The sequence below is a fragment of the Legionella quinlivanii genome (assembly GCF_900461555.1).
GTDB lineage: Bacteria > Pseudomonadota > Gammaproteobacteria > Legionellales > Legionellaceae > Legionella_C > Legionella_C quinlivanii.
The window spans coordinates 25,385-39,240 of record NZ_UGOX01000002.1; the positions used below are offsets into that span (position 1 = coordinate 25,385).

Genomic DNA, 13,856 nt, shown 5'->3' on the forward strand with positions numbered 1-13,856 from the left:
CACTTATTAATAAATAAGCGTATAATTTATCGTGATTGATAATAATTTAAGCATGATGTAAAATTCAGATTTTTTTTGAGCACAAATAATTCACATGCATTATTTAAAACTATTAGCGGAACTAAAAGTCAGACTGAAAGCAAAATCAGAAGCTCTCAAAAATTTACTTGCTGAATATCAGCCATTCGATGTAACGGATTATGAAATTGAACGTTGTATCCGGACAATTGATGGTATTGAAGAAAATTCGGCTTACTTGAATTGCACACAATCGATTGATTCAATCGCTATTATGCTGCCAAGCAATTTACCACTTTATTCTCTTTTAATTTTTGCAATTATTCCCTCATTCCTAAGCAAATCAGTTCATGTGAGACCTAATTCAATTCTTCAGGAACTCAATTTAATATCTAGAATTTATGATGAACTCGATTTGGATAATTTATTTCCCAACGTAGGGGTTGTGAATGAAGAGCATGCTGGATTTGAAAAATATATCCGAAACGCCAACCTGGTAATTTTTACAGGGAAACCCTCCAACGCCGAAAAATTCCTGAAATTAATGAAGCAGGACACTTTACTGATCATCAATGGTGCAGGACATAATCCTGTTGTAGTCACTGAAACAGCTAATATTGAAGAAGCCGTAAAAGGTGCGACTCTTTTGAAAGGCTTCAATAGTGGTCAGGATTGTGCTGGCCCTGACGCCATTCTGGTTCACCGCAAGATAGCTGAAAAGTTTATCGAACAATTTCAGCAGGCATTTAACAGCTTGCCCGCGGGAGCTTGTGATGATCCTAATACAATTATTGGGCCTATTCACCGATTGAGTGAGCTTCAACGTTTAATGATGCTCATTCATCAAAATAAAAAGGATATTCTTTCAGGTGGAATAATCAACCTTAATACGTCCCAAATAAGTCCCACCATCATTGTGCGTGGAATCGAACGCTATCCGAATTTTAAAGAGGTCTATGGCCCTGTTGCTTTTATTCATCCTTATAAAGAAGATCGGGATTTAAGTCTTTATTTTAACGATTTAGATGGACAATATAGTGCTAACAGGATGTATGTTAGCCTTTATGGCGATAGCGAGTACATATCCAGCAGGGATGACGCGGTCAACCCGGGCCGGCCAGGTAATGTCGGAATTGTCCTGAAAAATGAAACTATTCATGACGTTGAAATAGGTTATAAAGCCTATGGTGGCTATAGCATGGGAGCGTCTGGTATAGTTAAAAAATCATCGACGGGAACGCAGCGCGCAGCGATGCCGATTCTTATTCCAGAGGTAATTGTTAAATATCTGATTAACAACCAGGATTTGCCTAAATCTTATGAGGAAAAAACTTCTCAACCCAGAGGACCCTCTATCTTGCGAAACAAGAATGATATTGAACCTATTGTTCTTGATTTTCAACAGACAGTGACCAGGGCTTTCGGTGATCTTCTTGCTTTTGGCTTTGTGTTTGGTAGCGCCGCAAAAGGAAAGCTTAAAGTGAAAGGGGATGATTGCGATGATCTGGATACTTTCGTTTGTTTAAAGAATGAAAGTCCGGAAACTGAGGCAATTTATCTTGAAGAGCTAAAGAAATTACACTACAAATACAATTTGAAAGTGGATGACGTCTTTCCAGCTGAAATCATGACTCTGGAGACTCTAAAAGAGGCAATTTCCAGAGCGAGCAAGCATGATGTATCCATCTGGAAACCCATCGAAGGCCAAATGTTCGATGATTTATTTTGGGTTCATTCCCTGACAGACAAAAAAACGGGATTTATTGGTGATGGTAAACTTATGTCCTCTTTAATTAAGTCGGCTCAAAGCAATATCTATCGTTGGCAAAAACAAATTATTGCAGAAATCAAAGGAAGTTCCACATTACCTCTACATTTGCACAGCACCTTTTCAGGCTTGGGCAAAGATCAGATTATTGAAAAAATGGAAAAAATGCCACCCCACTTGGTGGTACATCTTGGCTTGAATTATATAAATGAAAATAATAAGAAATTTGATCAATCTATTCAAAACTCAATTCAAGCGCAAAAGGAAGGCATGGGATTTTTCCAATTACCTACTCCTGGACAGCGTTCAACGACTCCTATTTTACCCAGACCTGGCGTGTTAAATACTTAAGGAGAATCAGATGAGAGCATCCGACCTGATAGAAGAAATTTTACTAGAGTCATTAAATGACTACATGAAAAAAAATAAATTGGTGATCAGTAAAGTTGAGGCAGGCGCATTGGCAAATCAATCCGAATTTAGTAATGGTTTAACAATCACAATGGATGATGGCAAAATGGTGGAAATTCTAATTTATGAGTCCGAGTAATGACAATTGGCCACCATTGTAAAATTAAGAAAGCAATACCTGAGGACGCACAGGCAATTATTGAATTTTTAAATGCTGTTGGAGGAGAAACGGATTTCCTTACGTTTGGTCTGAATGAGTTTCCAATTTCTGTGGAAGATGAAAGCAAAATTATTACTGAATGCATTAGCGAAGAAAGGAATTTAATGTTAGTTGGAAAAGTAAATGATCAGATCATATCGCAACTTTTCCTAGAAACGTCTGCTCAATCCAGATTGAAGCACATTGGTTATATTGGTTTAACTGTGCTTCGTAATTATTGGGGGCAGAAAGTGGGTTCAGAAATGCTTGCGCAGGCAATTGAATGGGCTAAACAGAAGCAACTGGTCAAACTTCAGCTTCAGGTCCGTACAGATAATCATCAGGCAATTCAGTTGTATAAAAAATTTGGTTTTGTTTGTGAGGGGACAGTAGTTAAAGCCTTGAGAATTGGAGAGCATTATTTCGATGATTTTTTAATGGGGTTGATTATATGAGTTTCATGTGCTTGCTGATATCTATTTAGGAATTGCACATACATTTTGCATTGCGTTCAGCGGAAATCCATCTTATCATGCTTCTTTGTCAGAATCAGAATACAAACAATTTAAGTAAGACTATTTAATGAAAGAAATTGATGTACAACTTTTTACCGCTTGCGAAAAGGGATCATTGGATACGGTAAAAAAAACTATTATGCTGGGTGCAGATGTCAACGCAGAAAATCATCATCAATTTATTTCATTACATATCGCTGCGCGTGCGGGTTATGTCGATATTGTTGATCATTTATTAGATTGTGGCGCTTCAATTGAGGCCAGGAATCAGAATGATAATACGCCTTTACATTCAGCTGCATATGGAAATCAGCCTGCAATGATTATTAAATTAATTAAAAGAGGCGCTAGTCTTTCTGCCGTGAATAAAGATGGAGATACACCACTCCATTCTGCTGCTTGGAAAGGAAATACTGACGCTGTCATCACTCTTCTTCAGTACAAAGCGGATATAAATAGCAGAAATAATGATGGTGACTCCCCTTTGCACCTTGCTACCTGGAATAATCATACCTCTACCATGAGAGCCCTGATTCAAAAAGGTGCAAACCTGGAGGCTGCTTCTAATAGCGATGAGACCCCTTTGCATTTGGCTGTAGCGAAAGGACATTTGGCCGCTTTTGCTCTTTTGTTAACCAATTCTGCTAATGTGCGTGCTCAGAATAAAAAAAATGAAACAATCTTTGATATGCAGGAGTGGAGTTCTATTATTCTAAATATGACTCATTTTATACAAGAGTTATCAGCCATTTATTTAAGAAAGTTATCAAATCCCTGCACATTATTTGAATTAGATTTTTTTTATTTTATCAATAAAATATTTTTCACTGTTCTATGTAAATTTGAAATTATCAGTCAGTCAAGTCTAATCAGCAATTCTGATAAAAATATTGGTGTAATCTTTCAATCAAAGAACGAAGCTATAGAGACGATACTTGCTAATGTTTTCTTCATGTTACCCGATTTTAAAAAGGAAATAGGATTATCTGATGGTTATCGAAAAAAATGCTCAATACTGTTGAAAGCCACAGGTTTTTTTAAACCTGGTATAGAACTTTTTCCTGAAGATAAACATTGTAATCAGGATATGGTAGAAAAAGAGTTTGACAAAACATTACTATTATCAGAGTTAGTCGATAACGAATGTTTTAAGTATATCTGATTCCTCCAGGTCCGCGACTTTCCATGCAAGAATTAATCATGGAGAAAATCGTTTTAAAAATTGAATTCTCATCGTTGAGTTGATCATTTGGCTGCAGAAGACTGTCGTTTTCGTTGTAATTCTCACCGCCAGGAGTTTCACAAATCAAACTCTGGGCCAATAAGTATAAATCACTTTGCTTATCCATTGCAGCAAGCTCTGCATCCCCCTCAATGATTTCAGCCAAGGGAATATTATGCTGAAGCTGATTCAATATTTTCTCAGCCATGCTAAGAAAATTATTAGTAAATGAATTAAAAAAACAGCAGGATCGTCGTCTTTTAAGTTTGTTTTTCTCAATGATAACAAACGTTTCAAAAGCTATAATGTGCTTTTTTTGAAGGTCATTTTGCTCTATAGGAATAAGATCTACGAAACGATTAAAAAGCATTTGATCTGTTAATAAACTATCCTCCTCTTTTTGTATCTCACGTTGAAGATTAACTATTAAACGATAACAGCCGAAATCCCCCTTTTTATAGGCTTTATAATAGAATATACAGGCTTGATTAATGCGTATTACCTGCCTTTCAGGAGACAAATCAGTAATTTTCGCTAATTCGAGATTCCCCAGCCGATAATAATCATTTGCTGATAGATCATTTCTTTGGGCCAGATAGGTTGAGTAGACTTTAAGAGCATTTTCACGATTATTGGCTTGTAGTTCCAGTTTAAATTCAAGATATTTCAATTTGGATAAATGAATTAAACACTCGCTGTCGCTGGTTACGAATAAATTAATCAGAGCTTGCCGTAATTCATTTTCAACTTCAAAGTCAAGTAAGTAAATAATTCTATTATATAAAAGCTGGATTAAATAATTGGGGTATGAAATAAAAAGCTCCGAAATTTTTTCAAAGTCTCCTTTGTCCAAATACAAAGTAAAAAGTATCTGCTTACTTTTTTCAGCATTCGATTTAATGCAAGCCTCAATCAATTGTGTAGGGCTCATTCGAGGCAGTAGACAGTAGGCCTTATAATAAAGCTCGATTGCTTTGCTGAGGTTAGTGGCCGCTCCTTGTCCTTTTTCAAACATAGAGCCTAGCTCCATCATAGCTCTGGGGCAATTTAAGCTTGCAGCTTTTGTATATAGCTGAATTGCCTGGCTAAAATTTCGTACCCCATCAATCCCTTGCCGGTGCATTCGGGCTAAATGAAGAATAGCCGTTCTATTGTTCAGAGCCGCTGCTCTTTGATATAAATTCCGAGCAGCATTAATATTAACAGGTCCTCCCAAACCGCGCTTGAATAATTCAGCTCTTGCAATCATCGCTTGAGTCCAGTTTAAGTCAATTGCTTTGTCATAAAATTCAATTGCAAGATCAATATTTGCGTTTATATTTCCCCAGCCATTTTGATAAATTTTTCCTAATTGAAAACTGGCTTTAGGATTATTTAAATCAGAGGATCGCTTTAACAACTCTATAACTGCAGGGTAGTCAATTAAAGAGCTAGTCCCCACATAAAACAGTTTTGCCAGACAATACATCGCCATATTATTATTTAATTCGATTGCCTGCTCAAATAAATTAATGGAAAGGTTAATATCGATAATACCAGTCACCCCCCATTGATTAATGATACCTCGAAGGGTTAAGGCGCTTGAGTAACGAGGATCGGTAGGGAGGATTGCGCTGATTTCTTTGTGAATAAGTTGTAAATGAGCAACAGAGATTTTTTTTTCGTCATGTTGCTGAATCAATAATTCATAGGCATTAATTTTCCCTTTAAGAGCCTGGTTAATTAAAAGGGATATAGAGTGAATGGGCATTTATAAAATTTAAACACAAAGATGCATTATTCTATCAAAATGAACAAAATATGTAAATTTGACGAGGCGCTGTGACTTTTCTACATGTTAGCCAACCGTGAGGTACGGGCATCCTTATAATATCACCACCTGGTGAAGGTATTATTTTCCCATAAGGGATCAGAAAAAGGTTGTTTAGGAGCCAAGCTAATTAACAACAAATGAATAGACAGAACTATACCCAATAATACACCTTTAACAATATTTCACATATTATTCCAATCTAAATAACCTCAGTAATAGGATTTGAACGTTTCTGTACATAAATAGACCAACCAGTCCATTTATGATGACATTCTGTTTCTGCTGGGTCTGAGTCCTTTGTGAGTCCAAGTAGGTAAGTCGCATATTCTTTAATCAATTTTTAACCTGAATTTTATTTTTACACATTCTGCAACTTAAGACCAAGTTGTCAATCTCATAATTGGGTACGGAGTTATCTTTGCGGACAATACAAAGGCTGTTTTCTGTTGAATCACCATAGCGCTCGCATTGACAATGGTCGCTCTTATCGATTATTAAATGTCCTTGATGATTTCAATCGAGAAGGCCTTGCTATCGAAGTGGATTTTTCTTTGCCGGCAGAGCGCGTAATAAGAACACTGAATCAGATTATTGAATGGCGAGGCAAGCCCAAGCAGATTCGTTGTGACAATGGACCTGAATATATCAGTAAGTTGCTCAAGCAATGGGCTGATAAAAATCAGATACAGTTGGTTTTCATTCAACCAGGAAACCCGCAACAAAATGCTTATATTGAACGCTATAATCGTACTGTGCGATATGATTGGTTAAGCCAATATTTATTTGAAAGTATTGCAGAAGTTCAACTTCATGCGACACAATGGTTGTGGACGTATAATAATGAACGCCCTAATACCGCTATTGGAGGCATTCCTCCAAAGAAAAAATTGGCACTAGTGGCCTAAAGCTCTACTTTTAACTTGGGTTAAAAATGGGGGGATTACCATCGGGCAAATCGACTAAGTCTGATTAAATCGTATAACTAAACTTATGCCGACTGGCTGCAGCATCCACCAGGTTTTCCTGCTTCGCTATTATGAATCGCAAATAGATGATAAATTACAATTAATCAAGCCGATTAGGGATATTATGGTTAACCCAGGATTCTTTGATAAACCAACATTTCTGGAAAATGGTCACTCTGATATTTCTATTTTAGAAACGTTACGAAGTGAAATTAGTGATGAGGAACGGAATGCTTTCATTGAACAAGTTTCCCAGCTAAAGAGTTTTAACTCCAAATTCTATCAATTATTATATAATCGCTGGCAAATTATTATTCATAGAATAGGACTCGAAGAAAACAAAGCTAAAGAACTCGTAAAAGCTACACTAATCCACGCGCTTACTGATTATCATCTGCCAAGATCATATTTTACCGAACAGGATATACATCAAGTTCATTTAGATTTGGATATATTGTTTACACTGGCTAAATACGATAGAGATTCTCAAAATTATAAAAATGCCTACGACAGCATTCAGTCCATCTTGGGCAATAAGAAGTTTGAACCAGTAGAAAAGAGGCTTGCCAGCTGGCTTACTCTTTTAGATAAAATAACGGCAGAACAAGGTAAAGCTTTCAAAGCTTTAGAAATTTTATTGAAGCAATACAAGGAACATTTCGAGAAACCCCGCAAAGAACATGAAGAATTCTTGTCCAATGAAGAAATGAAGTTTATTTAGAACTAACCAGGATACTGACGGGATCAAATTCCAGTTACATTTTAAACTAGTAGAGATTCAAGAGCTCATTAGAAGAAATCCAATAGTTACTCTTGTTAATCAATTTGAATTATTTATTCGCTCGTGTTATCATATATGATAACAACAGAAAGTAATTGCAATGACCTGGAACATCGAGTTTTATAATGATTCTGTAGAAGAAGCTATTCTGGAAATGCCTCCAAAAATTCAGGCTAGAATGCTTAGGCTTCTAGAATTAATTGAAGAGCACGGAGCAAATTTGGGGCCACCACATACTGAATCCATGGGCGATGGTCTTTTTGAAATTAGAGCAAAAGCCAAAGAAGGTATAGGTCGTTCTCTTTATTGTTACATGAAAGGGCGCCATATTATTGTGTTACTTGCCTTTGTTAAGAAAAGTAGCAAAACGCCTAGGTCTGAACTTGAATTAGCGAGAAAGAGAAAATCGGAGGTTGAAAATGAGCATTCAAAGCCTAAAAAATAAAGCCCTTAAAAATCCTGAAGTAAAAGCTGAGTACGATTTATTAGAGCAAGAGTTTGCTTTGATAGATACATTACTTTCCATGAGAAGAAAATCTGGACTAACCCAGGAAGAGATAGCAAAAAAAATGGGAACTCAAAAAGGGAATATCTCACGCTTAGAAAAAGGTAATGGGAATCCTAGCTGGAAAACAATTCAAAATTACGCACATGCCTGTGGATTTGAAGTTTCTATGAAAGTTAAAACCATGTCTTCGCAACATAAAAATAATGTCGCTAATTGAGAGAGGAGGGGAGTTATTGTCAAATCTGGTGTATGCCCATTAGGCGGCCACTCTGTCTGACTGTTTACTAATTTGTACTCCATCTACAAATTTCACATTATTAATAACCAAAGTTAATAAGTTAAACCCTCTGATTTTAATCCAGCGTTTTTGAGCGACCTCCATCAGTTTAAATACCATGGCCAAAGTGGTGTCTCTAGAGCCGCAGTTTCTAGACTTATGAGTTCTCAAGCGTACTGTGGAGAAGGCTGATTCAATAGGATTAGTTGTCCGTATGTGGATCCAGTGCTCTGCTGGAAAGTCATAGAAAGCCAGCAGCTCCTCTTTGTCTTTGACAAGGCACTCCATGGCCTTTGGGTATTTAGCACTGTAGAGCGCAACTGTATTATCAAACGCCTTATAGGCATCTTCTCGCTTTTCAGCCATCCAAATCTCATGTAGCGAGGCTTTTACCTTAGGCTGCATAGACTTGGGAAGTTTGTTCAACACATTAGCTGTTTTGTGCACCCAGCATCGTTGATGCCGGGTTTCTGGATAAACCTTGCTTATCGCTCCCCAAAACCCTAAGGCACCATCCCCAATCGCTAATTTAGGCGCTGTAGGAAGACCGCGTTGACGTAAGTTTAACAGCACTTCTTCCCAGCTAGCCGTTGATTCCCGATAGCCATCACAAACGGCAACAAGTTCCTTTAATCCGCTCTCGGTGACACCAATAATCACTAGAAGGCACAGTTTATCATCCATACGAACCTTGCTGTAAATACCATCTGCCCACCAATAAACATAGCGTTTGCTCCTTAAATCCTGGCGCTGCCACTCCTTGTGCTCATCAAGCCATTTTTCCTTTAAGCGGGATACTGTATTGGCCGATAAACCTCGCGCACTCTCTCCAACCAATGCCGATAAGGCATCCGTATAATCACCCGTGGATAACCCCTTTAAATACAGCCAGGGAATGAGTTCTTCCAGGCTTTTAGTACGTCTTAAATAAGGCGGCAATAGCTGGCTGTTGAAGTGAATGCCTGAGCCACTGCGGTCCCTTACCTTAGGTACCTGAACTTCCACCTCGCCGATTCCTGTCTGAATCTGGCGAGAAGGCAGATAACCATTCCTAACCACTGAAGGACGGCCATCCAGTAAACGCACTTCAGAATAGGCTGACAGCATCTCGGATAACTCCGCTTCTACTGCTTTTCTTATTAATTCCTTGGCTCCTTCCCTTAACACCTCAGTTAACGGGTCTTCTAGACCTCTTTCTCTCTCTGGTGCTGACGCAAGCTTTAGACTACAATCCTTCATGGCGTATCTCCTTTGTTGATTTTTGTTCCCGCTAAGAACAATCAACAGAATACGCCACCTAACTTAACTTGTCATACACCACTTTCGACTATAACTCTGAGGAGGGGGGGTATGTTAACCTCCAACTGATTTGCTAAGTCTGATTACTGTGATAATCAGACCCAATATACTAACCGTTCAAAGGCCCCCATTTAATACCTTTATTCAATAATTGTATTGCCCCATAATTTCATAAACTACTACAGCCTATCAATGGGCTTCGGTGCTTGGTATCCATGGGTAAGCGGATCACTTAATTATTTTATTTAAATTAGCTTATCGCAATTTGATGAGCAATAACTTATCTATTTTTTCTTGTTAGAAATAAAAATCCTTCCCTCATCAATCTTATCAGGTAAGCACAAATATGTTTCGAAATGAGAAGTACTACTTGCGACTAAATATTACCAATGCAGTGATAATTTTTTATGCCATTACTCCCTGATCAAAAATAAATTAACCGACCTGGCATCCTTCGTACCAGCCGCAAGAGATGAACAAGTCAATTTAAAGCGGAACCTTTCGGGGATTATGTGTCATTGCCAGTTTGGGCTGGATATGCGGTAAAACCCTTATTTAAAATAAAAGCAGATATGTCTACCCCATTCCAAGAGCAGGCTTGATTTGATAGAAATAGCCACTAAGTCTGATTATCGTATAATCAGACTTAAATTATGTTCGGTATATTTTTGAAACAATCCGAGAATAGCTATATATTCTAGGTTGAATCAATCTTTTAAATTCATTTTAATAAATTTAAAATTCTAACATGAAAGGGTGTTTGATTCTTGACAGGCTTCTTTCAGGAAATCAGCTGCATTAATTGTTTCCCCGCCCACAATGATATTCCCTTTATCGTCAAACGACATACATAATTTTCCCATTGGAAATAATGCTGAAGAAAGCTTTGCCTTATTAGCAGCCTCTTTTAGTATGCCAGTAAGCTGGTAGTCTAATTCTATTTTAACTGATACATCGGCATTGAGAAGCAAGGATTCTAGGGCCCCCATAAAGTGTACATTCCATAGCGGATTTGTTATTGCCAGATCTTCCATGCAACTTTTTCTATTTATTGTTCCCATCGCTAACATCATTGGAGTTAGTTTTTTTTTGCTGGCCAGTAAAGCGGAAGGCATAAGCTCTCCAGTTAAAATCTGACTCCAATACCAACTTGCCGCATTACGTTGACTGCCCGTAATTTTCATAAATACTCCTATTAAGTTTTAAAATTTTTCCATCGCTTTTCGATCGCAAGTATATCACTTTACCCCTTTGAAGGGATGGGTGCAGCGATGGATTCCCGCTGGACGTTGAGACAAATTTGCTGGAGAGCGGAGTAGAAGATTTAGGAGCAGGAGAAAGTCCTGCTGCTCATCAACTACGTGCTGATAAAACCGCTTAGTGTATACGGAGTTCCACCTGTATTCCAAAAAGAATGAGGATTATTTGATGGTCATTACGTGGGTTCATTCAGTCACCTAAGTGTCTGTCTGATGCAGCACCTGCTGAATCTGTGCATGAGCTGGGGTGATTGTTCGGTATTCGCTCTTATCCTATCCTAGTGTTTCCAAAATCCTCAAGCGTTCCTTTATCAACACCGCCGAACCTTTATCTGCTTCCACGAAGTCATAAGCTTGTACCACTAGCACTATTAAACTAGTTGATCTTTAAATTTCGCTACTTTTCACACCATGATTTTTAATAGCGAACCAGTCTCTTATGGATTAGCCCACTAGCGGTTTGTAATGATTATGCCATTGGAGTGGAGCAATATAAGACAATCTGCTAATATTTTATATAACTAAAAATGCTGATTTCTTTTCAATGAATAAAAAAATATTAGCTCTATACATAAAATTGTTATCTCAGAAGCCAGGATTATGCGTATTACATAATCATAATGATGTTGCTTTTTTTGAGCAGTTATTGCAAGTGGTTAGTGAATTACCTGCAATTGTAAAACATATTTTTATCGAGCTCCCCGATGATTATAAGCTGGGTGACTCTCCAGCTAATAAAGATTTTCTATTTAGAGGCAAAATAAGAAAGTATTTAATAAATGATTTTGAAGATACTGATACTGTAGCAATTTATTTTATTTTATCGCTAGTACTTGCCACAACTAATAGAGAGGTTTTTTTCATTGATTCGCCTAGTAGAGATAAGCAATCTATTGAAGAACGTGATGTCTATATGGCAAACCGTGTAAATTATTTTAATCAAAAACTCGCAGCCAATGAAACCTATTTAGTGATTACAGGTTTCGCGCATTATAATTTAGCCAAACTATTACACTGTGCTACTCTTTTTCATACCTCCCTTCATCATCAAGAGCTGCTTATTGATGACGTTAAAATAGATGAAATAGGCAAGTCTGTTTCAATTAAACCTCTTTATGCAGCGGAGGTAACAGGTTATGCAGATGCTTTTATTTACTCACCACAATCTCTTTTTCAAACTACAAATCCGCTGCCTTTGATTTATCCTGGGGATTATTTGTTAAACTCAGCAATTATTGAGGTGGTTGCGCAGGCACAAAAACGAACGAAGTTAGGCTTGTCATTAGCTATAGGCCGCTCACTGGTTAATGCTTATTCAAAGCAAAACTCAACCATTAATTTAATGATCCATACGACGTCTTTCACCGAACAAGACAAAAGCTTTTTTTTTGATTTTGTTAACAATTATTTATTTAATAACCCGTTGTTTAACACTTGTTTAAAAACTAATTTTTTATCATTGGAGTTACAAAAAGATAATATTGCTCTAGTGTTTGGTTTAGGCATTGTATTTAAACAATTTTTAGTCACTTTGGATACGTTCATCGATGCTGGTTTAGAAGCGGTAGAAAATGCCAAACAAAATCAGGCCAAGATTACCACTAATTTAAATCTGCTTTTCAAATCTAACCCAACAAAGGTTAATTCGAGCGAAAAGATAACAAGGGATAGTGATCAACTGATTTCTCATGAGAAAAAATAGTTTTTGGTTCCTTCCAGTAGAAAACCATCCCTGATCGTACCCTGATTTGTCGGACACCTGCTAAGAGAGTAAACTCTCAATCAGAGGTGTAAGCATGCACAAGAAAGAACAAAAAATTTGTAGCTCGTTTTTGTCCATATAGAACTCTGTGACTTTTAATCACACTGCAACAAAAGATGCTATTAGCAGACAAGTGTTATTTGTGACCGTATGTCACGTGGTTTACAGCCTCATTCAGAATATTATGCAATATTGTCCTGCTGGTGTTTTAACTTAGAACGTCTCATAACCGTTCCTCTTCAATAGATAATCTAAATGGAGTTAATTTTGAGCTATATTATCTACCTCAACAACCAATGATAAACCATCCCGATCCAGTAAATCCTGCAAGCAAAGACGTACAAATTGCTTTTTTGAATAACCTAATTTATCAGCATACTCTGCGGCCATTTTTGGACTAATAAATTTACGACCGTGTTCAATATCGCATAAATTTTGACGGGATATACCTAGAATTTTCGCAAACGCCACCTGTGACTCATCTTCTCCCTGTCGTATAGCTAAAAGAAAGGAGCCTAGCGTTAGTTTTTTGCCTGTTATTGACTCAATGAAACTTAATGAATCTTTTGATTTCTCAGTAATCATGCTTATTTACCTCCAAGACCTCAACTATTTCCATCTCACCATTTTTTCCAATCTTATAAATAGCTCTATAGGATTTACTCAACCTGATAGAACGTTGTCCGACCCTATTACCTTTTAATGGTTCATCATGAAATCCTGGGACTTTTCTTACTTCTAATAATCCATCATGTGCCACAGATTCTATCCAACCAGCTAATTTTACTGCAATGTAGGGCGGGACCTTTTGTAAATCTCGCTTCGCGTTTTTAGTTAAAACTACTGTGTAGATGTTCACATTCAGATTTCATTGTTTGTATGAGTAATTGTACCCTTACCTGGGGTACTTGTCAAAATTAAATAGCCTAATTACCTTTGGGAGAAGGTAGGATTTCATTACTCCGCTCTACTGCATTTTAATATATCGCGATTTATCCGGCGGCCTATATGCCAATACAGTAAGACCCCTGCCCTATTCACTTCATGTAACGTTTTTTG

13 protein-coding genes and 1 pseudogene are annotated in these 13,856 nt (G+C 37.3%); 9 read left to right on the forward strand and 5 right to left on the reverse strand.

Annotated elements, in window-relative coordinates; all coding sequences use genetic code 11:
- Positions 1-94: 94 nt before the first annotated feature.
- From DYH61_RS15105 to DYH61_RS15120, 4 genes are all read left to right on the forward strand, one after another.
- A complete protein-coding gene (locus DYH61_RS15105) occupies positions 95-2,137 on the forward strand; it encodes an aldehyde dehydrogenase family protein (protein ID WP_058508216.1) in 2,043 nt (680 codons plus the stop codon).
- A gap of 10 nt (positions 2,138-2,147) precedes the next feature.
- Positions 2,148-2,336, forward strand: a complete 189-nt coding sequence (locus tag DYH61_RS15110) for a hypothetical protein (RefSeq protein ID WP_058508215.1) — start codon at positions 2,148-2,150, stop codon at positions 2,334-2,336.
- Positions 2,336-2,851 (forward strand): GNAT family N-acetyltransferase, encoded by a 516-nt coding sequence (locus DYH61_RS15115; protein ID WP_058508214.1) that lies wholly within the window; start codon positions 2,336-2,338, stop codon positions 2,849-2,851. The genes DYH61_RS15110 and DYH61_RS15115 overlap by 1 nt, the downstream gene beginning before the upstream one ends.
- Before the next feature lie 127 nt (positions 2,852-2,978).
- Positions 2,979-4,073, forward strand: coding sequence for an ankyrin repeat domain-containing protein (locus DYH61_RS15120; RefSeq protein WP_058508213.1), 1,095 nt, complete (start codon positions 2,979-2,981; stop codon positions 4,071-4,073).
- Here the strand turns inward: DYH61_RS15120 and DYH61_RS15125 are convergent.
- Positions 4,060-5,883, reverse strand: a complete 1,824-nt coding sequence (locus DYH61_RS15125; protein ID WP_058508212.1) for a tetratricopeptide repeat protein — start codon at positions 5,881-5,883, stop codon at positions 4,060-4,062. The two genes, DYH61_RS15120 and DYH61_RS15125, sit on opposite strands and share 14 nt — an antisense overlap.
- A 536-nt stretch (positions 5,884-6,419) precedes the next feature.
- Between DYH61_RS15125 and DYH61_RS15130 the strand changes: the two are divergent.
- From DYH61_RS15130 to DYH61_RS15145, 4 genes and pseudogenes are all read left to right on the forward strand, one after another.
- Positions 6,420-6,851: pseudogene (locus tag DYH61_RS15130) on the forward strand (integrase core domain-containing protein); the annotation flags it as partial.
- Positions 6,852-7,035: 184 nt separating this feature from the next.
- Positions 7,036-7,632 (forward strand): hypothetical protein, encoded by a 597-nt coding sequence (locus DYH61_RS15135; RefSeq protein ID WP_133129140.1) that lies wholly within the window; start codon positions 7,036-7,038, stop codon positions 7,630-7,632.
- A 160-nt stretch (positions 7,633-7,792) separates the two neighbouring features.
- A complete protein-coding gene (locus DYH61_RS15140; RefSeq protein WP_058508210.1) occupies positions 7,793-8,137 on the forward strand; it encodes a type II toxin-antitoxin system RelE/ParE family toxin in 345 nt (114 codons plus the stop codon).
- The gene (locus tag DYH61_RS15145; RefSeq protein WP_058508209.1) at positions 8,112-8,417 is read left to right on the forward strand and encodes a helix-turn-helix domain-containing protein; all 306 of its coding nucleotides are present in this window, start codon (positions 8,112-8,114) and stop codon (positions 8,415-8,417) included. Before DYH61_RS15140 ends, DYH61_RS15145 begins: the two co-directional genes overlap by 26 nt.
- A 39-nt stretch (positions 8,418-8,456) precedes the next feature.
- Here the strand turns inward: DYH61_RS15145 and DYH61_RS15150 are convergent, their stop codons facing one another.
- Both DYH61_RS15150 and DYH61_RS15155 read right to left on the reverse strand, forming a co-directional pair.
- Positions 8,457-9,716 carry an IS256 family transposase gene (locus tag DYH61_RS15150; RefSeq protein WP_058506442.1) on the reverse strand — a complete coding sequence of 420 codons (1,260 nt, stop codon included), beginning with the start codon at positions 9,714-9,716 and terminating at the stop codon, positions 8,457-8,459.
- A gap of 803 nt (positions 9,717-10,519) precedes the next feature.
- Positions 10,520-10,960, reverse strand: a complete 441-nt coding sequence (locus DYH61_RS15155) for a hypothetical protein (RefSeq protein WP_058508519.1) — start codon at positions 10,958-10,960, stop codon at positions 10,520-10,522.
- A 619-nt stretch (positions 10,961-11,579) separates the two neighbouring features.
- Between DYH61_RS15155 and DYH61_RS15160 the strand changes: the two genes are divergently transcribed.
- Positions 11,580-12,737, forward strand: a complete 1,158-nt coding sequence (locus DYH61_RS15160) for a hypothetical protein (protein WP_058508518.1) — start codon at positions 11,580-11,582, stop codon at positions 12,735-12,737.
- 321 nt (positions 12,738-13,058) lie between these two features.
- On the opposite strand, the gene DYH61_RS15165 is transcribed toward DYH61_RS15160, so the two are convergent.
- Positions 13,059-13,382: a helix-turn-helix transcriptional regulator gene (locus tag DYH61_RS15165; protein ID WP_058508517.1), complete on the reverse strand. Its 324-nt coding sequence runs from the start codon at positions 13,380-13,382 to the stop codon at positions 13,059-13,061.
- Positions 13,372-13,656: a type II toxin-antitoxin system RelE family toxin gene (locus DYH61_RS15170; RefSeq protein WP_058508516.1), complete on the reverse strand. Its 285-nt coding sequence runs from the start codon at positions 13,654-13,656 to the stop codon at positions 13,372-13,374. Before DYH61_RS15170 ends, DYH61_RS15165 begins: the two co-directional genes overlap by 11 nt.
- Positions 13,657-13,856: the final 200 nt, after the last annotated feature.